Here is a 22,342-nt window from a genome sequence, read left to right on the forward strand (position 1 = left end):
GCAGGAGTGAGGTCGCTGCGGGTGCTGCCCGCACGACCTCGGAGTGAGGAGTGCAGTGGCAGGTAAGGCCCGCGTACACGAGCTTGCTAAGGAGCTCGGGGTCGAGAGTAAGACAGTGCTCGCCAAGCTGAAGGAAATGGGCGAGTTCGTGAAGTCCGCGTCCAGCACCGTCGAGGCGCCCGTCGCCCGACGTCTGCGTGGCGCATTCGTCGCGTCCGCCGGTGGTTCGTCGGCACCGACCGCTCCGGCGGCGGCCCCGAGCCCGGCATCGACCCCGACGCCGTCCCCGACCCCGGGAGCCCCTCGGGTCTCGGCCCGGCCGATGCCGCCCCGGCGGCCGACCGCGCCGACCCCTGGACCGAAGCCCAAGGGCCCGGTCCCCGGCCCGCCGCAGCCGGTGACCCCGGTCGCCAAGCCGGCGAGCGCACACGACATCGAGGTGGCGGCCGCCGAGGCGCGCGCCGCCGCGCTGAAGGCCGAGCAGGAGGCGGCGGTCAAGGCCGCCCAGGCTGCCCGGCAGCAGCAGCGGGACAACGTCCGACGGGAGCCCCCGACCGAGGGTGGTCCCCGTCCGGGTCCGGGTCCGCGTCCCGGTCCGAATGCCGTACCGCCGCGTCCGGGTACCCCGGCCGCCGGTCGTCCGGGTGGCCCTCCGGCCGGCCCGGGTGCCCGGCCCGGCGGTCGTCCGCCGGCGCGCGGCGCCGGTAACAACCCGTTCGGCATCCAGGGTGGCCAGCAGCAGCGGCCCCCGGCCGCCGGTGGTGGCGGTCCCCGGCCGAGTCCGGCCGGCATGCCGCCGCGTCCGAGCCCGGCCTCGATGCCGCCTCGGCCCAGCCCGGCCTCGATGCCGAGCCAGCGGCCCACCACGGGTCGCCCCGGCGGCCCCGGTGGCGGTCGTGGTGGCCCCGGTGGCGGTGGCGCCGGTCGTCCCGGTGGCGGTGGCGGTGGCTTCCGCCCCGGTGGCGGTGGCGGCGGTGGCGGTGGCGGCTTCCGTGGCGGTCCCGGCGGCGGCGCTGGTGCCGGCGGCGGTGGCTACCGTGGTGGCCCCGGTGGCGGCGGTGGTGCTCCCGGCGGCGGTTTCCGTCCGGGTGCCCCGGCCGGTGGCGGCGGTCGTCCCGGTGGTGGCGGTCGTGGCCGTGGCGGCGGCGCCGCGGGTGCCTTCGGGCGTCCGGGTGGTCGGCCGACCCGTGGTCGCAAGTCCAAGAAGCAGCGCAGACAGGAGTTCGACAACCTGTCGGCCCCGACCATGAGCTCGGGCGCGCCCCGGGGTCAGGGTCAGGTCGTCCGGCTCTCCCGTGGCGCCTCGCTGTCGGACTTCGCCGACAAGATCAACGCCAACCCGGGTTCGCTGGTCCAGGAGATGTTCAACCTGGGCGAGATGGTCACCGCGACCCAGTCCTGCTCCGACGAGACCCTGTTGCTGATCGGTGAGCACCTCGGCTTCGACGTGCAGATCGTCAGCCCGGAGGACGAGGATCGCGAGCTGCTCGCGCAGTTCAACATCGACCTCGACGCCGAGGTCGCGGAGGACCGCCTGGTCAGCCGTGCGCCGGTGGTGACCGTCATGGGTCACGTCGACCACGGTAAGACCAAGCTGCTCGACGCGATCCGTAAGGCGAACGTGGTGGCGGGCGAGGCGGGTGGCATCACCCAGCACATCGGTGCCTACCAGGTCCACGTCCCGCACGAGGGCATCGACCGCGCGGTGACCTTCATCGACACCCCGGGCCACGAGGCGTTCACCGCCATGCGTGCCCGTGGTGCCCAGGTCACCGACATCGTGGTGCTGGTGGTGGCGGCCGACGACGGCGTCATGCCGCAGACGATCGAGGCGCTCAACCACGCCAAGGCGGCCGACGTGCCGATCGTGGTCGCGGTCAACAAGGTCGACAAGCCGGAGGCCAACCCGGACAAGGTCCGCCAGCAGCTGACCGAATACGGTCTCGTCGCCGAGGAGTACGGCGGCGACACCATGTTCGTCAACGTGGCGGCCAAGCCGGGCATCGGCATCGAAGAGCTGCTGGAGGCGGTCCTACTGACCGCCGACGCGTCCCTGGAGCTGACCGCCGCGATCGACGGGCCGGCGCAGGGTGTGGCCATCGAGGCGCACCTGGACAAGGGTCGCGGTGCGGTGGCGACGGTGCTGGTGCAGAAGGGCACCCTGCGGGCCGGCGACTCGATCGTCGCCGGTGGGGCGCACGGCCGGGTCCGCGCCATGCTCGACGAGAACGGCAACCAGGTCGCCGAGGCCGGTCCGGCCCGTCCGGTCCTGGTGCTTGGTCTGACCGCGGTGCCGGGTGCGGGTGACACCTTCCTGGCCGCGGCGGACGACCGCACGGTGCGTCAGATCGCCGAGCAGCGGCAGGCACGACGGCGGGCGGCGTCCTTCGCCAACTCCCGTGGCCGGGCCACCCTCGAAACGCTCATGGAGCAGCTCAAGGAGGGCGAGAAGACCTCGCTCAACCTGGTGCTCAAGGGCGACGTCTCCGGTTCCGTGGAGGCCCTCGAGGACGCCCTGTTCAACCTCGACATCCCGGAAGAGGTCCAGCTCAGGATCATCCACCGGGGCGTGGGTGCGATCACCGAGAGCGACGTCATGCTCGCGAGCGCCTCGTCCGAGGCGGTCACGATCATCGGCTTCAACGTGCGGGCCGCCAACAAGGTCCGTGAGATCGCCGACCGCGAAGGCGTGGAGATCCGGTACTACACGGTCATCTACCAGGCCATCGAGGAGATCGACGCCGCGCTCAAGGGGCTGCTCAAGCCGGAGTACGAGGAGGTCGAGCTGGGCAGCGCGGAGATCCGCGACGTCTTCCGCTCGTCCAAGATCGGCAACATCTCCGGTTGCATCGTCCGGTCCGGCATCATTCGCCGCAACGCCAAGGCGCGGCTGCTGCGGGACGGGGCGGTCGTGGCGGACAACCTCACGATCAGCTCGCTCAAGCGGTTCAAGGACGACGCGACGGAGGTCCGCGAGGGCTTCGAGTGTGGTCTGACGCTGGCCGGTTTCAACAACGTCCAGGTCGGCGACACCATCGAAACCTTCGAGATGCGGGAGAAGCCGCGCGCCTGATCCGAGGCTGACAACAGTGCTCAAGGGGTTTACGCCGACCGGCGTAAACCCCTTGAGCATGTCCGGGCCGGTTCCGTAACGTCCGGAGTGATGTATACCGGAACCGCACTCTTCGACCTGCTCCTGCCGGGCGACTCCCGATCGCTCAAGGCCAAGCGTTCCTATGTACGGCCCATCGTGGCCGCGCTGCGCCGCTTCGAGGTGTCGGCCGCCGAGGTGGGTGCGCTCGACCTGCACGGTCGGGCCGAGATCGGGGTGGCCGTGGTGGCTGCCGAGGCGGCCCACGTCCGCGAGGTGCTCGACTCCTGCGAACGCCTGGTCGCCGCCCGCCCCGAACTGGACCTCCTCTCCGTCCGCCGCACCCTCCACACCCCCGAAGACTGACCCCACCCCACCCCACCCCCCACCCCCACCCACCGGCTCCCCCTCCCTGGTCCGCCCGCCTTCGGTGATCAAGAGGTTTGCGTCAGCTTCGATCTTCAGGTTGACGCAAACCTCTTGATCACCGAAGGCGGGACGGGTGAGTGGGGCGGGACGGGCGGGAGGGGATGGAGGCGGGGTGGGGCGGGCGGGTGGGGGTGGGGCGCGGGTAGTGTTCGAGGTGTTGGGGTGGTTGGTTCCGGTGGCGGTCTGCGCCGCCGTGCCGGCCGCGGAAGGAACGCCCTGGAGGTGGGGGACATGACTGATCCGGCCAAGGTTCGCCGGCACGCGGAGCGGATCCGCGAACTGGTCGCTTCGGTGGTGCGGAGCCAGATCAAGGACCCCCGGCTCGGGATGATCACCATCACCGACGCCCGGATCACCGCCGACCTGCGTGAGGCCACCGTCTTCTACACCGTGCTCGGTGACGCGACGGCCCAGGCCAGCACCGCCGCCGCGCTGGAGAGCGCGAAGGGGATGCTGCGCAGCACCGTCGGGAAGGCGCTGGGGCTGCGCCACTCGCCCTCGCTGACCTTCGTCCTCGACGACGTGCAGGACCAGGTCAAGCAGATCGACGACCTACTCGCCCAGGCCCGGCACGCCGACGCCGAGGTGCAGCGGTTGGCCGCCCAGGCGAAGTACGCGGGTGACGCCCAGCCGTACCGGGTCGACGACGAGGACGACGACGTGGACGACGAAGCCACCGAGACCGACACCTCGTCGACGGACCGGCGGTGACGGCCGCCCCGGACACGGCCGGTGGGCTCCTCGCCGGGTCACCGTCGACCGGCCCCGGCGAGGACGACTGGGCTGCCGCCGTCGCGGCGGTACGTGGCCTGCCAGCCGACGCCCGGGTGCTGTTGATCTGTCACGTCAACCCGGACGGCGACGCCCTGGGCAGCATGCTCGGCTTCGGAATCGGCCTGCGGCGACTCGGCGTACGCCGGTTGCAGGCCACCTTCCCGGGGCCGCCCGAGGTGCCGGAGCCGTTCCGTTGGCTGCCCGGGATCGACCTGTTGGTGCCGGCGTCCGAGGCGTACCCGGAGCCGGATCTGGTGGTCTGCTTCGACGCCGCGAGTGAGTCGCGGCTCGGTGACCTGGTCGACCGGCTCGACACCGCCGGCACGTCGGTGGTCCTCGACCACCACGCTTCGAACACCGGCTTCGGCGCGGTGCATCTGGTGGACCCGACAGCGGCGGCCACCTCGGTCGTGGCCGAGCAGTTGCTCGCCCGGCTCGACGTGCCGTTGGACGCGGAGATCGCGGCGGGCCTCTATGTGGCGCTGACCACCGACACCGGCTCGTTCCGGTTCGCGGCGACCACGCCCGAGGTGCACCGGCTCGCCGCCCGGTTGCTCGCCACCGGCCTGCGCCCCGGCGACATCTCCCGCGAGGTGTTCGACACCCGGCCGTTCGGCGCGGTCCGGCTCTTCGGTGAGGTGCTGGGCCGGTCCCGGCTCGAACCGGAGGCCGCCGCCGGTCACGGCCTGGTCTGGACCCACGCCACTCTCGACGACCTCGCCCGGCACGACCAGCGGCCGTACGTGTTGGAGTCGCTCATCGACTCGGTGCGCTGCACCGCCGAGGCGGACGTCGCGTGCGTGCTCAAGCAGCTCGGGCCGGACGAGTGGGCGGTGTCGATGCGCAGCAAGGGCGCGGTCGACGTCAGCGCGGTGGCGGTGGCGCTGGGTGGCGGGGGTCACCTGTTCGCCGCCGGCTTCACCGGGCGGGGCGACGTCGACCAGGTCATCGCCCAGATCAGGGCGGAGTTGGCCGGTGCGTTGACCGTCGGCCACACCGACGCCGACGGGTGTCGGTCTTCCCGCACAGGGTGAGCCCGGGGAGAATTGGACGATGGAGCAGCCGCACGAGATCACCATGAACGTCTCCCGGACCTGGGACCGGCCGGTGGTCACCGTGCCGGTACTGGCCTGCCTCTCCCTGGTCGGTGGGCAGTTCCCGTCGTTCTCCGCCCAGGCCAACCTCTGGACGCTGGGCACCGGCGGCGCGCTGATCTGGCTCGGCCTCGGCAATCGGGTGCAGCGTCGGCCGGCACCGCGCCGGTTGGGCGGGGGCACCGTCTGGTGGCTGCTCCCGGCGGCGCTGTTCGGGGTGCTCGAAGGCACCACCTTCGTCATGGCGGTCGGGGACGAGTTCCCCACCTTCTCCCGCCTGGCCGATCCGCTGCTGGAGGACGGCCTGGTCCGCTCGGCGGTCTGGTTCGCCTGGCTGGCCGCCTTCTGGGGGCTGGTGCGGCGGTGATGCGTACCCTCGCCATCAGTGGCTTCCTCGCCTCACTGGTGCTCTTCGCGGCGGTCGAGTGGGCTGCCCGCCGGGAGGGTTCCCGGATTCCGTCCCTGGGGGACGTCTGCGCCTATGTGATGCGGTACGAGGTGGGTCCGGTGCCGGTCGGCCGGATCGGGCTGTTCGGTTTCTGGTGGTGGCTGGGCTGGCACTTCCTGGCCCGCTGAGCACCACCGTCCCTCCGGCGCCGGCCGATCTGCCCCGCTGACCACGATCCGGCCGTCGTACGACACCGCGCTGCCTGCCCATCACCGGCTGCGCTGCCTTCCGGGCGCCGCATCGGTCGCGCTTGCCTGCCCCGGACCGGCCGCGCTGCCTGCTCGGGCACCGCCTCCCCACTGCTCCCGTGCGCCGAGCGCCCTGCCGGCGCGTCGTTGCGCCCGCTTCCGGGTGCCCCGGGATCGACGGCCGTGCCGTCCAGATGACGGGAAGAGTGGGCACCATGTGGAAAGTAAACGTTAACTTGGGAAGGGCCGACGTCGCGTCGCGACGCAGGTCGTGGGCGGTGGTGCCACACCCGGTGCCGCCTCCCTCCAGGGTCTGACCGACCCGGGCTCACGCTGCCAGGCGAGCCGCTCCGGTGATCCCGGGCCGCCTTCCCGGCGCTCAGCAGGACCGCCCGTAGGGCCACCTGTTCCGGTGGTCCGCACCCTGGAAGGACACCGCCATGGCGACCAAGACCAAGACCGAGACCACCGACGAGGCCCGCGAGCAGATGCGCCGCGCGCTGCAGACCTCGATGGACACCCGCCAGTGACGCTGCCCCACCGGCGATGACCCCACCGCCCGGCTGACCCCGCGCCCTGTTCGGGCTCGGCGGTCGCACACCGCCGAGGTTCGCCGGGTGGGGTCCGCCCGGTCGCACACCGTCGGGGTCCGCTGGGTGGGGTCCTCCCGGTCGCACGCCTTGTCGGGGTCCGCCGGGCGGGTTCACCTGACAGGGCTCCGACAGGGCGCCTTCGGGGTCCGCAGCGTCGGCTCCGCCAGCCATCGCCCTGGTAAGTGTTGCCGGGGATTGCGTTCCTTACCGAGGGCGTGTCAGGATCGGCGGCGATGAGCCAGCCCAGTCCTACTGCCACCGCGCTCGCCTCACCGCGTCGGATCGCCACGCTCGCCCTGCCCGCCCTGGTGGTGCTCGCGGCCGAACCGCTCTACGTGCTGGTCGACACCGCCGTGGTGGGGCACCTGGGCCGGGTTCCGCTGGCCGCGCTCGCCGTCGGCGGCACGGTGCTGACGCTCACCGCCTGGCTCGGCACCGTGCTGGCGTACGGCATCACCGGGCGGGTGGCCCGGCGGTTCGGTTCCGGCGACCGGGCCGCGGCGTTGGACGAGGGTGTCCAGGCGTCGTGGCTGGCACTCGGGGTGGGCGTGCTGGTGGCCGTCGGCATGCAGCTCGGCGGAGACGCGCTGGCGCGTACCCTCGCCGGGGGTGGTGGCGAGGTGGCCGACGCGGCCGGGCAGTGGCTGCGGATCGCGGCCCTCGGTGCGCCCGGTCTGCTGCTGGCCGCCGCCGGCAACGGCTGGCTGCGCGGCATCCAGGACATCCGTCGTCCGCTGCTGTTCGTGCTCGGGCCGAACCTGCTCTCCGCGCTGCTCTGCCCGCTGCTGGTCTACCCCGCCGGGCTGGGCCTGCCCGGTTCGGCGGTGGCCAACGTGATCGCCCAGACCATCTCGGGCGGTCTGTTCGTCGGGGCGCTGCTGCGGGAGCGGGCGAGCCTGCGGCCCCGCCCGGTGCTGATCCGCCAGCAGATGGTGCTCAGCCGGGACCTGCTCATCCGGGGGGTCGCCTTCCAGGCCAGCTTCCTGTCCGCCACCGCGGTCGCCGCCCGGTTCGGCGCCGCCGCCGTGGGCGCCCACCAGATCGCCCTGCAACTGTGGTTCTTCACCGCGCTGCTGCTCGACGCGTTGGCGATCGCCGCGCAGGCGTTGATCGGTGCCGCGCTGGGCGCGGGCGACGCCGCCGGGGCACGTGCCCTGGCCCGCCGGTTCGCGCTGCTCGGCGGGGTGTGCGGGGTGGGCTTCGCGCTGCTCATCGCCGCCGGGGCGGGGATCGTGCCGTCGTTGTTCAGCGCCGACTCCCAGGTGCAGGGCCAGGCGATGGTGGCCTGGCCCTGGTTCGTGGCGATGCAGCCGTTCGCCGGGGTGGTGTTCGCCCTCGACGGCGTGCTGATCGGTGCCGGCGACGTCCGCTACCTGCGCGACCTGACCGTCGTCGCCGCGCTCGGCGGGTTCCTGCCGTCGATCTGGTTCTCCTACGCCTTCGACCTGGGCCTGGGCGGCATCTGGGCCGGTCTCACCCTGTTCGTGCTGATCCGGCTGGTCGGGGTGCTGCTGCGGCTGCGGTCCGGCAGGTGGGCGGTGGTCGGCGCGGTGCGCTGACCAGCCACCGCCGGCGTCACCGGCGAGGCGACGGTTCCCGGCCGGGGCGACCACGACGGTCGTTCAGCACTCCTCGCCGTCGCCGGCCCGCCAGCTCTCGTCATAGACGTCGCTGGTCGGGGTCGGGACCGGGGCGGTCCGGCGGCGTAGCGGTTCGGCCTCGGCCAGCGCCAGGAAGCCCTGCTCCATCGCCGGGCAACTGGCGTTCTGGAGGGTGACCCTGGCCGAGCTGAGCCAGAGCCCGCGCCCGCCGGGGTCGACGTCGTCCGGGTACGGCAACAGCCACACCGCCTCGTCGCGCAGGGTGACCAGCTCCGCGCCCGGCGGGTACGCCTGGGGACGCCACAGGTCGAACGGGTAGACCCAGACGAACCGGGTGGTGATCTCCAACGCCCGCACACCGCCCTCGGCGGTGGTGGACCGGTAGGTCATGGTGCCCCGGGCGCGCACCTCCTCGTCGGGGTCCAGTCCCGGTTCAGCCTTGTCGGCGACCCGGCTGGCGAAGCCGAGATTGGCGCCGGCGGCCAGGTCCCGACGGACGGAGTCCCGGGACTGCGGGGCGAGCATGGCGAGGAACCCGTCGGGATCGCCATCCAGCATCCGGGACTGCAACCGCCCCTCGACCAGGGCCCGGCGGACCTTCGCCAGCCCGTCGGCGACCTGCTTCGCGGTGAACGGTCCGGTGGCGCGGGCGGCGGGCGGCACGACGGCCGCCGCCCCCTCGGCGTACGCCTCGGCCGGGGTGGCGACGAAGGGGCCGAGGCTGTTGCCACTGTCGTCGGTCGGCCGGGGAGCGGGTGGCGACGTGGCACCCCGCTGCGGGAGCAGCGGCGCGCCGTCGTGGACCCGCTGGACGAGACCGAACCCGCCCAGGGCGAGCCCACCGACCAGCACCAGCACCAGCAGTGCGCCCACCGCACCGAGCAGCGTGCCGCCGTGCCGGCCCCAGCGCAGCCGGAGCCGTTCCGAGCGGGTCAGTTCGTGCTCCACCTCGGGTTCCCGCATCCAGGACGGGATACGGACCGGTTCGTCCGCCGTGGCGACCGCGTACCGGTCCAGGGGTGACTCCGCGGCCTCGGGCGACGGCGGGCCGACGGCCGATGACGGGTCTGCGGCGGGAGGCGGGCCTGCGGCCGGCGGGGGGTCGGTGGCCGGCGGCGGGTCGGCGGGCGGGGGTGGACCGGTGGGCTGGGGTGGACCGGTGGGCGACGGCGCGTCGGCGGCCGGGGGCGGATCGGCCGGGATCGGGCTGTGGGTCACGCGTGTCCCTGAGTCGAAATGGGGAAGGGCGCATGATCCTCGCATCCGACCGGGCGCGGCGCTGCCCTGTTCCGGGCGGCGGGGGCGCCCGCTCCCGGGCGCGATCAGTCGCGCGGCGGAGCCGGGCGCGGGCTCAGAGGGTGCGGTCGCGGATCCGTCCGAGCAGGTAGAGCGCGCCGCCGACGAGCAGGGTGGCCACCGTCGCCACCAGCACGAACGAGGTGATCCCGGCGACCACCGGGTGACGTTCGCTGAATCGACTGCGGTCCCGCCAGCGCCAGAGCGACCGACGGGCCTGTCGGAGCGCCGGCACGGCCTCGACCAGCCCGGACAGCCGCCGGCCGAGGGTACGACGGGGCGGCTCCGGGTGGCGCATCCACTCAGGGAGCTCGACCCGGGCACGGTGCTCGGGCGGGGGCGGCGTGCTCATGCTGCTCCTGGCGGCGACGGGAAGTCTTCGTGGTACGACGGCATTGTGCCCTGCGGTGGCGGGCGGGGTCGACCCGTCTGGCAGGCTTGGCGGTCGTGAACGGTGACGGTCTGATCGTGGTCGACAAGCCCGGCGGCATGACGTCGCACGACGTGGTGGCGCGGATCCGCCGGTTGGCCCGGACCCGCCGGGTCGGGCACGGCGGCACCCTCGACCCGATGGCCACCGGTGTGCTGGTGATCGGGGTCGGCCGGGCCACCCGGCTGCTGACGTACGTGATCGGGGCGGGCAAGAGCTACACCGCGACGATCCGGCTCGGCCAGGCCACCGTCACCGACGACGCCGAGGGCGACGTGCTCGCCAGCACGCCCGCCGGGGAGCTGACCGACGCCGCGATCCGGGCCGCGTTCGTGCCGCTGACCGGTGAGATCGACCAGGTGCCCAGCGCGGTCAGCGCCATCAAGATCAATGGAGAGCGGGCGTACAAGCGGGTCCGGGACGGCGAGAGCGTCGAACTGCCCGCCCGGCGGGTCACCGTCTCCCGGCTGGACGTGCTGGCGATCCGTCGGGATACCCCGGACGTGGTCGACGTCGACGTCGACGTCGACTGCTCGTCCGGGACGTACATCCGGGCGCTGGCCCGCGACGCCGGTCGGTCGCTCGGCGTCGGCGGGCACCTCACCGCGCTACGGCGGACCGCTGTGGGTAGTTTCACCCTGGCCGAGTCGGCCACCCTCGCGACCCTGGAACAGCGTGCGCCCGAGGTGGTCAACCTGCCCCTCGACACCGCCGCCGACCGGTACTTCTCCCGTCGGGAGGCCACCGCCGACGAGGCGAAGGTGCTCTCCCACGGCGGGCCGCTCGACCCGGTGGGCATCGCCGGGCCGTACGCCGTCTTCGGACCGGACGGTGGGCTGATCGCTATCGTCAGCGAGCGGGACGGCCGGGCCCGCGCGGAGATCGTGCTCGCCCCGGCCTGACCGGGCCACCGGCCGGCACGACCGGCGGACGACAGATGGACGGGACGGCGGGACGGGCACGGACGACGGCCGGGACTCCGGCGGCGGTGGGCACGGGTGGGAGCCGGTCAGCGGTGGAGCAGGAGAGGAGCGGCATGCAGCGGTGGCGGGGGTACGAGGCGGCGCCCGGTGACTGGGGGCGGTCGGTCGTCACCATCGGCGTCTTCGACGGCGTGCACCAGGGACACCAGGCGACCATCGGACACGCCGTGGCGCGGGCCCGGGAGCTGGGCGTCCAGTCGGTGGTGGTGACCTTCGACCCGCACCCGGCCGAGGTGGTCCGCCCCGGCGCGCACCCGGCCGTGCTCACCGAGCCCACCCGCAAGGCGGAGCTGATCGAGGCGCTCGGGGTCGACGTGCTCTGTGTGGTGCCGTTCACCGCCGAGCTGTCCCAGCTGCCGGCCGAGGCGTTCGTGCACGACATCCTGGTCGAGCACCTGCACGCCATGCTGGTCGTGGTGGGGGACAACTTCCGCTTCGGGCACCGGGCCGCCGGGAACGTGGCGCTGCTCGAACAGCTCGGCGGGACGTTCGGCTTCGGGGTGGAGAACGCCCCGCTGGTCGCCGCCGAAGGGACGGTCTTCTCCTCGACGTACATCCGGTCCTGCGTCGACGCGGGCGACGTGGCGGCGGCGGCGGCCGTGCTCGGTCGCCCGCACCGGCTCGAAGGGGTGGTGGTGCTGGGCGACCAGCGCGGCCGGGAGCTGGGCTTCCCCACCGCCAACCTGCTCTGCCCGCCGCACGCGGCGGTGCCCGCCGACGGGGTCTACGCCGGCTGGCTGGTGCGTCGGGGGACCGAGCGGCTGCCGGCGGCCATCTCGATCGGCACCAACCCGACGTTCGCCGGCCGGGAGCGCCGGGTCGAGGCGCACGTGCTGGACTTCTCCGGCGACCTGTACGGCGAACGGGTCGCCCTGGACTTCGCCGCCCACCTGCGCGGCCAGATCCGGTACGACGCCATCGAACCGCTGCTCGTCCAGATGGCCGAGGACGTCGCGCGGACCCGCCAGGCGGTCGCCTGACGGGCCGTGCGGGGCGGTCCGCGACCCTCCGTCGCCCCGCCCGAGGGCCTTGACCGGGCGGTTCCGCGACGGGCTGGTAGTGTGGCGGTGACGTCGGATGACCGACGCGGGGCCTCGCGTGCCTGCACGACGCCGCGGGTGCGAGGTTCGTCCGTCCCCGGTCCGTTCGGACCCGAACGACGGACACCAGTTGTCAACCCACCGAAACAGGGAGAACATGGCGCTCGACCAGGAAGCCAAGGCCAAGATCCGCACGGAGTACGCGACCGCCGAGGGCGACACCGGTTCGCCGGAGGTCCAGGTCGCGGTCCTCACCAAGCGGATCGCGGAGCTGACCGAGCACCTGAAGGTGCACAAGCACGACCACCACAGCCGCCGTGGGCTGCTGCTGCTGGTCGGTCGGCGCCGTCGGCTGCTCAACTACGTCCAGAAGAAGGACATCAGTCGCTACCGGTCGCTGATCGAGCGGCTCGGCCTGCGCCGATGACGTGACGGGGGAGTGGCCGCTGGGTCGCTCCCCCGCTGGGCACCACCAGAAGAAGAGGGCCGCGCGACCACCCGAGAGGGAGCCGGTCAGCGTACCGGTCTCCGGTAGTGGCCCCCGGGCATCCCGGCATCATGCCGGCCACCCGGGCGCTTCGATCGAAGACCGGCCGTCTGAGCAGCTCCGGTGTCGTGCGCCCACGACGCGAAGGAGTACCGCCGCACATGACCGAGACCAACCTCGGCACCGAATCCCGTACCGCCGTGATCGACAACGGGTCCTTCGGCACCCGTGAGATCACCTTCTCCACCGGCCGGCTGGCCCGCCAGGCCGCCGGTTCCGTCGTCGCCCAGCTCGGCGAGACGGTCGTCCTCTCCGCCACCACCGCCGGTAAGCACCCGAAGGAGCAGTTCGACTTCTTCCCGCTGACCGTCGACGTCGAGGAGCGGATGTACGCCGCGGGCCGCATCCCCGGCTCGTTCTTCCGCCGCGAGGGCCGGCCCAGCGAGGACGCCATCCTCACCTGCCGGCTGATCGACCGGCCGCTGCGCCCGTCGTTCGTCAAGGGCCTGCGCAACGAGGTCCAGGTCGTCGAGACCATCCTCGCGCTCGACCCGCAGCACCCGTACGACGTGGTCGCCATCAACGCGGCCTCGATGTCGACCAAGCTGTCCGGCCTGCCGTTCTCCGGCCCGATCGGGGCAACCCGGGTCGCGCACGTCGACGGCCAGTGGGTGGCCTTCCCGACCCTGGAGGAGTTGGCCCGCGCCACCTTCGACATGGTGGTGGCCGGCCGCACGCTCGACGACGGCGACGTCGCGATCATGATGGTCGAGGCCGAGGCGACGCCGAACGCCGTCGCCCTGATCGCGGGCGGCGCGACCGCCCCGACCGAGGAGATCGTCGCCAGCGGCCTGGAGGCCGCCAAGCCGGCGATCCGCGAACTGTGCCGGGCGCAGAGCGAGCTGGCCGAGGTGGCGGCCAAGCCGGTCACCGAGTTCCCGGTCTTCCTGGACTACCAGGACGACATCTACCAGGCGGTGGCCGAGCTGGTCCGCGCCGAGGTGGGCGAGGCGCTCCAGATCGCCGGCAAGGCCGACCGCGAGGAGGCCCTGGACCGGATCAAGGCCAAGGTCGCCGAGGAGCTCGGCGGTCGGTTCGAGGGCCGGGAGAAGGAGCTGTCCGCCGCCTTCCGGTCGTTGACCAAGTCCGAGGTCCGCAACCGGGTGCTGCGCGAGCAGGTCCGGATCGACGGCCGGGGTCCGCGCGACATCCGGGCGCTCACCGCCGAGGTCGGCGTGCTGCCCCGGGTGCACGGTTCCGCGCTGTTCGAGCGGGGTGAGACCCAGATCCTCGGGGTCACCACGCTGAACATGCTCCGGATGGAGCAGATGGTGGACACCCTCTCCCCGGAGAACCGCAAGCGCTACATGCACAACTACAACTTCCCGCCGTACTCCACCGGGGAGACCGGCCGGGTCGGCTCGCCGAAGCGGCGGGAGATCGGCCACGGCGCGCTGGCCGAGCGGGCGTTGCTGCCGGTGCTGCCGTCGCGCGAGGAGTTCCCGTACGCGATCCGACAGGTGTCCGAGGCCCTCGGCTCCAACGGCTCGACCTCGATGGGTTCGGTCTGCGCCTCGACGCTGGCGCTGCTGTCGGCCGGTGTGCCGCTCAAGGCGCCGGTGGCCGGCATCGCGATGGGCCTCATCTCCGACGAGGTGGACGGCAAGACCCAGTACGTGACGCTGACCGACATCCTCGGTGCCGAGGACGCGTTCGGTGACATGGACTTCAAGGTCGCCGGCACGCCGGAGTTCGTCACCGCGCTCCAGCTCGACACCAAGCTCAACGGCATCCCGTCCGACGTGCTCGCCGCCGCGCTCCAGCAGGCGAACGAGGCCCGGCAGACCATTCTCGGTGTGATGCAGGCGGCGATCGAGTCGCCGGCCGAGATGTCGGACTACGCGCCGCGGGTCACCACCGTCAAGATCCCGGTGGACAAGATCGGCATGGTGATCGGCCCGAAGGGGCAGACCATCAACGCCATCCAGGACGAGACCGGCGCCGAGATCTCCATCGAGGACGACGGCACGATCTACGTCGGCGCGACCAACGGCCCGTCGGCGCAGGCCGCCGTGGACCGGATCAACGGGATCGCCAACCCGACCCTGCCCAAGGCCGGCGAGCGGTTCCTCGGCACGGTGGTCAAGACCGCCGCGTTCGGCGCGTTCATCTCGCTGCTGCCCGGCCGGGACGGCCTGCTGCACATCTCCAAGGTGGGCGACGGCAAGCGGGTCGAGCGGGTCGAGGACTTCCTCAACGTCGGCGACAAGGTCGAGGTGGAGATCGCGGACATCGACGCCCGCGGCAAGATCTACCTGGACAAGGTCCGGCCGGAGGGCGCCGAGGCGCCGGCCGCCGGTGAGGCCGGCGAGGCCGCCGGTGGCGACCGGCCGGCCGGCCGGGGCGGCGACCGCGGTCCGCGTGACCGTGGGGACCGTGGCGGCGACCGGGGTGGTCGGGCCCCGTCCGGCGGCGAGCGTGGCCCGGAGCGCGGCGAGCGCCCGGGTGGCGGCGAGGGTGGCGACGGCGGCGAGCGTCCGCGTCGGCGTACCCGGCACAGCTGAGCAGTGACCGGCCGGGTGACGACGACGTCGTCACCCGGCCGGTGTGTCTCCTCCACCCCTCGTCGCACGGAGAGCAGGTTTGCGTGAGCCGGGCCCAGCGTTCGTCGTTTCCCGCGGGTCGACGGCCGGTGGCGTCGCCCGACGTCGTCCGGCACGCCACCGGGGCGCAACCCGGCCGCGCCGGAGCCGCGTCCCGGGCGGTGACCCGCACGATCAGTGACGACCCGTTGGGCGGCACGGTGCGGCGGACCGTCCTGCCGAGCGGGCTACGGGTGTTGACCGAGGCGATCCCGACGATGCGCAGCGTCTCGTTCGGCATCTGGGTCACGGTGGGCTCGCGGGACGAGACCGGCTCGCAGGCCGGTGCCGCGCACTTCCTGGAGCACCTGCTCTTCAAGGGCACCCACAAGCGCACCGCGCTGGAGATCTCCTCCGAGATCGAGGCGGTGGGCGGCGAGACCAACGCCTTCACCACCAAGGAATACACCTGCTACTACGCGCGGGTCCTCGACGAGGACCTGCCGCTGGCCATCGACGTGATGTGCGACGCGGTCGCCGACTCGCTGCTGGAGCCGGCCGACGTGGAGACCGAGCGCGGCGTCATCCTCGAAGAGATCGCCATGCACGACGACGAGCCCGGCGACGAGGTGCACGACCTCTTCGCCCGCGCCGTCTACGGTGGTCACCCCCTCGGCCGGCTGATCTCCGGCACCGAGGAGACGGTCACCCCGATGACCCGCCGGCAGATCCAGAGCTTCTACCGCCGCCGTTACACCGCGCCGCAGATCGTCATCGCGGCCGCCGGCAACCTCGACCACGCCGCCGTGGTCCGGCTGGTCCGCCAGGCGCTGCGCGGGACCCCGCTGGACACCGACCCGGCCGAGCCGGGCACCCCCCGGCCGACCACCCCGACGGTACGCACGAAGCCGGCCACCGTCCTGGTCGCGCCGAAGGAGACCGAGCAGGCCCACGTCATCCTCGGCTGCCCCGGCATCGACCGGGTCGACGAGCGGCGGTTCGCCCTCGGGGTGCTCAACAACGTCCTCGGCGGCGGGATGTCCAGCCGGCTGTTCCAGGAGATCCGTGAGCGCCGTGGCCTGGCCTACTCGGTCTACTCCTACGCCAGCCAGTACGCCGACAGCGGCCTGTTCGCCGTCTACGCCGGCTGCGCGCCGGGCAAGGTGGACGAGGTGCTCCAGTTGACCCGCGCCGAGCTGGCCCGGGTGGCCGCCGACGGGCTCACCGAGGCGGAGGTGGCCCGGGGCAAGGGGATGAGCAAGGGCTCGTTCGTGCTGGGCCTGGAGGACACCGGGTCCCGGATGAGCCGGCTGGCCAAGGGCGAGCTGCTCTACGGCGACCTGATGCCGGTGGACGAGTTGCTGGCCCGGGTCGACGCGGTGACCCTGGCCGACGTGAACACCCTGGCCGCCGAGCTGCTGAGCCGGCCGATGTCGCTGGCCGTGGTCGGCCCGTTCGGGGAGCACGACTTCGCCGGCTGAGCCCGCCGCCCACCCGGTGGTCCGTTCCCGGCCGCGCGGTGCCGTCGCGGCGTCGGCCCGAGCGGTCGGCGTCGAGGTGGGCGTCGGCTCGCGGTCGGGTCCGGAGTCCGTGCCGGGACCGGCCGGTGGGACGGTGCTGGTCCGGCGGGGGGTCGCGTCCCGATTGGGATAGGTTGTGCCCCGTGACTGACGAGCAGGAGAAGGGCCGGGACGGGTCGATCCGGGTCGGTGTGCTGGGTGCCCGGGGTCGGATGGGCGCCGAGGTGTGCCGGGCGGTCGACGGGGCCGGTGACCTGGAGCTGGTGGCGGCGGTCGACCAGGGCGACGAGCTGTCCGGGGCCTCGGCCGCCGAGGTGGTCGTCGACTTCACCACCCCGGACGTGGTCATGGACAATCTGCGCTGGTGCGTCGACCGGGGTGTGCACGCGGTGGTCGGCACCACCGGTTTCACCCGGCAGCGCCTGGAGCAGGTGCGCGGCTGGCTGGCCGACCGGCCCGACGTCGGGGTGGTGATCGCCCCCAACTTCGGCATCGGCGCGGTGCTGATGATGCAGTTCGCCGCCCGCGCGGCCCGGCACTTCGAGTCCGTGGAGATCATCGAGCAGCACCACCCGCGCAAGCTCGACGCGCCGAGCGGCACCGCCACCCACACCGCCCGGCTGGTCGCGCAGGCCCGCGCCGAGGCCGGTCTCGGCCCGACGCCGGACGCCACCAAGGACGAGGTGCCGGGGGCGCGCGGCGCCGACATCGACGGGGTACGCGTGCACGCGGTCCGCGCCACCGGCCTGGTCGCCCACCAGGAGGTGCTGTTCGGCACCCTCGGCGAGACGTTGACCATCCGGCACGACTCGTACGACCGGGTCTCGTTCATGCCCGGGGTGCTGCTGGCCGTGCGGGCGGTCCGACAGCGACCGGGATTGACCGTCGGCCTGGACGCCCTGCTCGACTAGGCCGCTGGGCCGCGCCGGGCGTGTCCCGGGTCGGAGCCGGATGTCGTGGGGTGGTGTCGGCGAATTCGTTGGCGGTGCGCCGGGCCGACTCCTAGGCTGCCCCGGTGCTGGATTCCGGACATACCGATAGGGCCGGGCGGCGGGTCACCCTGCGCCCGGTGGACGACGACAACTGGCGGGCGGTGGCCGATCTGGCCCCCCGCGACGACCAGCGGGACTGGGTGCCGGCGCTGGCGGCCCGCTACCTGGTGCTGACCATGCGTTCCGACGTGTGGACGTCGTTGGCGGTGTACGCCGACGGGTCCGTGGTCGGCCACGTCATGTGGGGCGTGGACGACGACGGGTCCCGGTGGATCGGCGGGATGGTGGTCGACGCCGCCGAACAGGGCCGAGGGGTGGGCCGGGCCGCCGTGCGCACCCTCGCCGACTGGCTGGGCGGCCCGGACGCCGTCCACCCGGTCCGGTTGTCGTACCACCCGGACAACGCCGCCGCCGCCCGGCTCTACACCTCGTTGGGTTTCGCGCCCACCGGTGTGGTGGAGGACGACGAACTGGTCGCCGAACTGCGCCGTTGACCCGTCGGTGGCGTCACTCCTGCGCGATCACCGAGAGGATGTTGCCGGCCGGGTCGGTGAACCAGGCGATCGTCGGCCCGTTGTCGCGCATGATCCCCCGGTCGTCCTGCGGCAACCCCGGGTAGCGCGCGAACCGCACCCCGCGCGCGGTCAGCTCGTCGACCGCCCGGTCGACGTCGTCCACCGGGAAGTTGAGCACCGTGAACGCCGCCGGCACGTGGTCGGCCTTCGGGTAGACCACCACGTCCCGGTCGCCGGCCAGGTGCAGCATCAGCAGCCCACCGGGACCGCCGAGCTGGGACACCCGCAGGTCGAGGGTGTCGGCGTAGAACTCCCGGGCCCGGTCGGTGTCGTCGGCCGAGAACCCGCTGAACGCCTTCGTCTCCCGGAACATGGTCGTCTCCCTCACCGTCGGTGGCACCCCGCCGCCTTCGGTCTACCACGGCGGGCCGACAGAATCGGCCGGGTCAGGGCGTGTCAGTCGGCTCGGCGGGGACCGCCACGTGCAGCCGCACCTGGGGGACGAGCATGTCGTCGACGTCCAGCGCGCGGGCGGCGCCGTCCAGCTCCCAACCGGTGCTGGTGAGGAACTTGCGGGTCGCCTCGTCGCCGTCGAAGGCCCAGGCCACCGCGCGGGTGAACCCGTCGGTGCGCCAGCCCTCCACGGCGGCGGAGAGCAGCCGGCTGCCGTGCCCGCGCCGACCCCAGCGCGGCTCCACCAGCAGGTCGGTCACCGCCACCACGCCGGTGCCCAGTGCCGCCGCCGGCTCGCCCGGGGCGAGCGCCTCGTCGTCCGCCGGCCCGGAAGCGGCGAAGCCCACCAGATAGGATTGCTCGGCCTGTTCCACGGCGACGAGCACCCGGTGCGCGGCCGAGGGCGGCTCCTGCACCGCCGCGCTCCACCGCCGGGCGAGCCACGCCTCGTCCAGGTTGTCGAGCACGTGCCGGGGCAGCAGCCGACGGTACGCGACCCGCCAGGTCGCGAGCTGCACACGGGCGATCTCGGCGGCGTCCTCCGGACGCGCCGGGCGGACGAACCCCAGAGCCATGGCACGAAAGCCTAGGCCACAGCGAGGGAGACGACGGTGGCGCAGGGTGCCAGGCGGAGGACCGGGCAGGTCGTCGCGGTGGTGGTGCTCGCCGTCGCGGTGGCCGCCTTCCTCTCCGTGGCGGCCGTCCGGCACGGCTTCTTCGACCTGAAGGTCTACTACGGCGCGCTGACCTTCTGGGTCCACGACCACGGTGAGATCTACGACTACCTCAAGCCCGGCACCCAGTACGGCTTCACCTACCCCCCGTTCGCGGCGCTGGTGATGCTGCCGATGGCGTACCTGCCGTGGCCGGCGGCGATCACCGTCAGCGTGGCCGCCACGGTGGTGGTCAGCGCGGTGCTGGTCTGGTGGCTGCTCGACCCGGTCGCCCGGCGGGCCGGCTGGACCCGCTGGTTCGTCCTGGCGGTGGCGCTCTGCCTGGCCGCCGCGTTCGAGCCGATGCGCGAGACGGTCAACTTCGGCCAGGTCAACATGCTGCTGCTCTTCCTGGTGGCGGTGGATCTGCTGCGGCTGCTGCCGGCCGGCAACCGGTGGGCCGGGGTCGGGATCGGGGTGGCCACCGCGATCAAGCTGACCCCGGGCGTCTTCATCGTCTATCTGCTGATCACCCGGCGGTTCCGGGCCGCCGGCACCGCCGTCGCCGCCTCGGCCGCCGCCACGCTGCTCGCCGCCGCCCTCTTCCCCGACGCGACCCGGGAGTTCTGGACCTCGGCGCTGTGGAACACCGACCGGGTGGGCGAGTTGGCGTTCGTGTCCAACCAGTCGCTGCGCGGGGTGGTGGCCCGGCTGAACCCGGAGCATCCGAGCACCCTGGCCTGGCTGGCGCTGGTGCTGGTCACCCTGGCCGTCTGGGCCTGGCGCTGCCGGGTCGCCGTGGCGGTCGGCGACGAGGCCACCGGGCTGGCGCTGACCGGCGCGCTGATGTGCCTGGTCAGCCCGGTCACCTGGGTGCACCACCTGGTCTGGTTGATCCCGGCGCTGATCCTGCTGGTCGACAACGCCGTCGCCGCGCCTGCCGGCGGCCTGCGGCGGCGGGCGCTGCTGGCCCTCGCGGTGGCCGGCTACGCGCTGCTGTGCAGCCGGATCGTCTGGGCCTGGGAGAAGGACTTCACCGGGATCACCGGCTTCCTGGGCAGCAACACCTACGTCTGGATCAGCCTCGCGCTGCTGGTGCTGCTGCCGATCCGTACCTGGGGCGCCCCGGTCGGCGGCCGGCCCGGCGGCCCGGCGGGGCCCACCGGCCGGGGTGGGGCGGCGCGGCCCGCCGGCCCGGCCGGTGCCGCGCAGCGGCCGGCCGGGTCAGCCGGGGAGCCGACCGGTGTAGCGCAGTTCGTCGAGGTGGACCGGGGGCCCGCCGCCGGCCAACGGCACCGGGTAGCGGGACCGCTGGCCGTCGGCTGACAGGCCGGCCCGCTCGTAGAACCGCCGGGCGCGGGCGTTGTCGGCCAGCACCCACACCCGGTACTCCCGCCAGCCGTTGGCCGCCAGCCCGTCCCGGGCGGCGGTGAACAGGGCCCGCGCGGTGCCGTCACCCCAGTGCGCCGGCTCCACGTAGATCGCCAGCAGTTCGCCGTACGTCGGGTCCAGGTCACCCCGGTCCTGGTTGTTGCGGTACGGGCCGAAGGTGGTGAATCCGGCCGGCACCCCGTCGATCTCGGCGAGCAGGGTGGTGAACGGGTGCTCCGGGTCGGCGGTGCCGACGTCCCGTCGGCGCTGCGCCCAGGCCACCGGGTTGAGCCGGACCAGCACCTCGGCCGGCATGATGCCGGCGTAACCGGCCTGCCAGCCGTGGATGTGCACCCGGGCGATCGCCTCGGCGTCGTCCGGCCCCTCGCGACGGATGGTGAGCATGTGTCCGTTCTATGCGCCGGCGGGCGGTCGGTCCAGTGTCCGCTCCGGTGTCGTACCGCTGGTCTAGGGTCGTCGGCGATGGTCGCACCGGAATCGCTCTCCCTCACCCAGGCCCGGCGGATGACGCTCGCGGCCCAGGGCTTCGCCGACCCGGCGCCCGCCGGGGTGCCCACCCGCCGGCACCTGCGCCGGGTGCTCGACCGGGTCGGGTTGATCCAGATGGATTCGGTCAACGTGCTGCAACGCGCGCACTACCTGCCGCTCTACAGCCGGCTCGGGCCCTATCCGACGGGCCTGCTCGACACCGCCGCCTACCGCCGTCCCCGGGAGCTGTTCGAATACTGGGGGCACGAGGCGTCCCTGGTGCCGGTGGGCCTGCACGCCGCGCTGCGCTGGCGGATGGCCAAGGCCCGCGACGACGCCTGGGGCGGGATGCGGCGGATCGCCGAGGAGCAGCCCGAGCTGGTCGGCTGGGTCCGCGACGAGGTGGCCGCCCGGGGCCCGCTGACCGCCGCCGAGATCGAGCACGACGCGCCCCGGGAGACCGGCAACTGGGGGTGGAACTGGTCGGCGGTGAAGCGGGCGCTGGAGTTCCTGTTCTGGGCCGGCGAGGTCACCGCCGCCGACCGGACCCCCTCCTTCGCCCGCCGCTACGACCTGCCCGAACGGGTGCTGCCGCCGGCCGTGCTCGACGCGCCCACGCCGACCGATGCCGAGGCGTACCGCACCCTGGTCGCGGTGGCCGCCCGGTCGCTGGGGGTGGCCGCCGAGCCGGAGCTGCGGGACTATTTCCGGCTCCCGTTGGCGGGTGCCCGGCAGGCCGTCGCCGAGCTGGTCGAGGCCGGTGAGCTGGTGCCGGCGACCGTGCAGGGGTGGCGGCAGCCGGCCTGGCGGCACGTCGACGCCCGGCTGCCCCGCTGGGTCCGGGGCAACACCCTGGTCAGCCCGTTCGACCCGCTGGTCTGGGAACGGGCCCGCACCGAGCGGCTGTTCGGTTTCGGCTACCGGATCGAGATCTACGTGCCGGCCGCGCAGCGGGTGCACGGCTACTACGTGCTGCCCTTCCTGCAGGGGGAGCGGTTCACCGCCCGGGTCGACCTCAAGGCCGACCGCAAGGCCGGGGTGCTGCTGGTGCCGGCGGCCTGGCAGGAGCCCGGCGTCGACCCGGGGGAGACCGCCGTCGCGCTCGCCGCCGAGCTGCGCCGGCTCGCCGGCTGGCTCGGCCTGGATGCGGTCGCCCCGCCGGCCGCGGGTGACCTGGCCGCCCCGCTGGCCGCCGCGCTGCGCAGCCGCACCGGTGTACCGTGAGGCCGTGACGAGCGTTGACGGGCCGACCGGAGCGGCCGAGCCGGGCCGGCCGGGGCCGGGCACCGATCCGACGTCGGCCGGTCCCGTGC

The 22,342-nt window shown here is 73.4% G+C and carries 21 protein-coding genes; 16 read left to right on the forward strand and 5 right to left on the reverse strand.

The window, feature by feature from the left end:
- Positions 1-55: 55 nt before the first annotated feature.
- The 7 genes from infB (at position 56) to GA0070216_RS15445 (ending at position 8,176) form a co-directional block, all read left to right on the forward strand.
- A complete protein-coding gene (gene infB, locus GA0070216_RS15415) occupies positions 56-3,073 on the forward strand; it encodes a translation initiation factor IF-2 (protein WP_091246065.1) in 3,018 nt (1,005 codons plus the stop codon).
- A 90-nt stretch (positions 3,074-3,163) separates the two neighbouring features.
- On the forward strand, positions 3,164-3,457 hold the full coding sequence (locus tag GA0070216_RS15420; protein WP_091246069.1) for a DUF503 domain-containing protein: 294 nt from the start codon (positions 3,164-3,166) through the stop codon (positions 3,455-3,457).
- A gap of 294 nt (positions 3,458-3,751) precedes the next feature.
- Entirely contained in the window at positions 3,752-4,231 is a 480-nt protein-coding gene (rbfA, locus tag GA0070216_RS15425; RefSeq protein WP_091246072.1) for a 30S ribosome-binding factor RbfA, read from the forward strand.
- Positions 4,228-5,328, forward strand: coding sequence for a DHH family phosphoesterase (locus tag GA0070216_RS15430; RefSeq protein ID WP_091246076.1), 1,101 nt, complete (start codon positions 4,228-4,230; stop codon positions 5,326-5,328). Before rbfA ends, GA0070216_RS15430 begins: the two co-directional genes overlap by 4 nt.
- Before the next feature lie 19 nt (positions 5,329-5,347).
- The gene (locus tag GA0070216_RS15435) at positions 5,348-5,755 is read left to right on the forward strand and encodes a hypothetical protein (RefSeq protein ID WP_091246080.1); all 408 of its coding nucleotides are present in this window, start codon (positions 5,348-5,350) and stop codon (positions 5,753-5,755) included.
- Complete coding sequence (locus tag GA0070216_RS15440; protein WP_176738974.1) at positions 5,755-5,964, forward strand: DUF6186 family protein; 210 nt, start codon at positions 5,755-5,757, stop codon at positions 5,962-5,964. The genes GA0070216_RS15435 and GA0070216_RS15440 overlap by 1 nt, the downstream gene beginning before the upstream one ends.
- An 886-nt stretch (positions 5,965-6,850) precedes the next feature.
- Positions 6,851-8,176, forward strand: a complete 1,326-nt coding sequence (locus GA0070216_RS15445) for an MATE family efflux transporter (protein ID WP_091246087.1) — start codon at positions 6,851-6,853, stop codon at positions 8,174-8,176.
- Positions 8,177-8,239: 63 nt separating this feature from the next.
- Here GA0070216_RS15445 and GA0070216_RS15450 read toward each other — a convergent pair whose 3' ends face one another.
- Both GA0070216_RS15450 and GA0070216_RS15455 read right to left on the reverse strand, forming a co-directional pair.
- Positions 8,240-9,436 (reverse strand): hypothetical protein, encoded by a 1,197-nt coding sequence (locus tag GA0070216_RS15450; protein ID WP_091246090.1) that lies wholly within the window; start codon positions 9,434-9,436, stop codon positions 8,240-8,242.
- A 133-nt stretch (positions 9,437-9,569) separates the two neighbouring features.
- Positions 9,570-9,866 (reverse strand): hypothetical protein, encoded by a 297-nt coding sequence (locus GA0070216_RS15455; protein WP_091246092.1) that lies wholly within the window; start codon positions 9,864-9,866, stop codon positions 9,570-9,572.
- 95 nt (positions 9,867-9,961) lie between these two features.
- Between GA0070216_RS15455 and truB the strand changes: the two genes are divergently transcribed.
- From truB to GA0070216_RS15490, 7 genes are all read left to right on the forward strand, one after another.
- Positions 9,962-10,846: a tRNA pseudouridine(55) synthase TruB gene (truB, locus tag GA0070216_RS15460; RefSeq protein ID WP_091246284.1), complete on the forward strand. Its 885-nt coding sequence runs from the start codon at positions 9,962-9,964 to the stop codon at positions 10,844-10,846.
- 134 nt (positions 10,847-10,980) lie between these two features.
- Positions 10,981-11,907, forward strand: coding sequence for a bifunctional riboflavin kinase/FAD synthetase (locus tag GA0070216_RS15465; RefSeq protein WP_091246095.1), 927 nt, complete (start codon positions 10,981-10,983; stop codon positions 11,905-11,907).
- 217 nt (positions 11,908-12,124) lie between these two features.
- Positions 12,125-12,394: a 30S ribosomal protein S15 gene (rpsO, locus tag GA0070216_RS15470; protein WP_091246098.1), complete on the forward strand. Its 270-nt coding sequence runs from the start codon at positions 12,125-12,127 to the stop codon at positions 12,392-12,394.
- A 221-nt stretch (positions 12,395-12,615) separates the two neighbouring features.
- The gene (locus GA0070216_RS15475; protein ID WP_091246101.1) at positions 12,616-15,018 is read left to right on the forward strand and encodes a polyribonucleotide nucleotidyltransferase; all 2,403 of its coding nucleotides are present in this window, start codon (positions 12,616-12,618) and stop codon (positions 15,016-15,018) included.
- Positions 15,019-15,146: 128 nt separating this feature from the next.
- On the forward strand, positions 15,147-16,517 hold the full coding sequence (locus GA0070216_RS15480; protein ID WP_091246104.1) for a M16 family metallopeptidase: 1,371 nt from the start codon (positions 15,147-15,149) through the stop codon (positions 16,515-16,517).
- A 182-nt stretch (positions 16,518-16,699) separates the two neighbouring features.
- Positions 16,700-17,467 (forward strand): 4-hydroxy-tetrahydrodipicolinate reductase, encoded by a 768-nt coding sequence (dapB, locus tag GA0070216_RS15485; protein ID WP_091246107.1) that lies wholly within the window; start codon positions 16,700-16,702, stop codon positions 17,465-17,467.
- A gap of 104 nt (positions 17,468-17,571) precedes the next feature.
- The gene (locus GA0070216_RS15490; RefSeq protein WP_091246111.1) at positions 17,572-18,042 is read left to right on the forward strand and encodes a GNAT family N-acetyltransferase; all 471 of its coding nucleotides are present in this window, start codon (positions 17,572-17,574) and stop codon (positions 18,040-18,042) included.
- 13 nt (positions 18,043-18,055) lie between these two features.
- Here the strand turns inward: GA0070216_RS15490 and GA0070216_RS15495 are convergent, their stop codons facing one another.
- Together GA0070216_RS15495 and GA0070216_RS15500 are read right to left on the reverse strand one after the other, a co-directional pair.
- Positions 18,056-18,451, reverse strand: a complete 396-nt coding sequence (locus GA0070216_RS15495; protein ID WP_218108210.1) for a VOC family protein — start codon at positions 18,449-18,451, stop codon at positions 18,056-18,058.
- Positions 18,452-18,509: 58 nt separating this feature from the next.
- On the reverse strand, positions 18,510-19,091 hold the full coding sequence (locus GA0070216_RS15500; RefSeq protein WP_091246118.1) for a GNAT family N-acetyltransferase: 582 nt from the start codon (positions 19,089-19,091) through the stop codon (positions 18,510-18,512).
- Between the two features lie 36 nt (positions 19,092-19,127).
- Here GA0070216_RS15500 and GA0070216_RS15505 point away from each other — a divergent pair, with 36 nt between their 5' ends.
- Positions 19,128-20,495, forward strand: coding sequence for a glycosyltransferase 87 family protein (locus GA0070216_RS15505; RefSeq protein ID WP_091246123.1), 1,368 nt, complete (start codon positions 19,128-19,130; stop codon positions 20,493-20,495).
- Here the strand turns inward: GA0070216_RS15505 and GA0070216_RS15510 are convergent.
- The gene (locus GA0070216_RS15510; protein ID WP_091246124.1) at positions 20,394-20,945 is read right to left on the reverse strand and encodes a GNAT family N-acetyltransferase; all 552 of its coding nucleotides are present in this window, start codon (positions 20,943-20,945) and stop codon (positions 20,394-20,396) included. The two genes, GA0070216_RS15505 and GA0070216_RS15510, sit on opposite strands and share 102 nt — an antisense overlap.
- Before the next feature lie 78 nt (positions 20,946-21,023).
- On the opposite strand from GA0070216_RS15510, the gene GA0070216_RS15515 reads away from it, so the two are divergent.
- Positions 21,024-22,253, forward strand: coding sequence for a winged helix-turn-helix domain-containing protein (locus GA0070216_RS15515; protein ID WP_091246128.1), 1,230 nt, complete (start codon positions 21,024-21,026; stop codon positions 22,251-22,253).
- Positions 22,254-22,342 lie beyond the last annotated feature (89 nt).

The organism is Micromonospora matsumotoense, from assembly GCF_900091525.1.
GTDB lineage: Bacteria > Actinomycetota > Actinomycetes > Mycobacteriales > Micromonosporaceae > Micromonospora > Micromonospora matsumotoensis.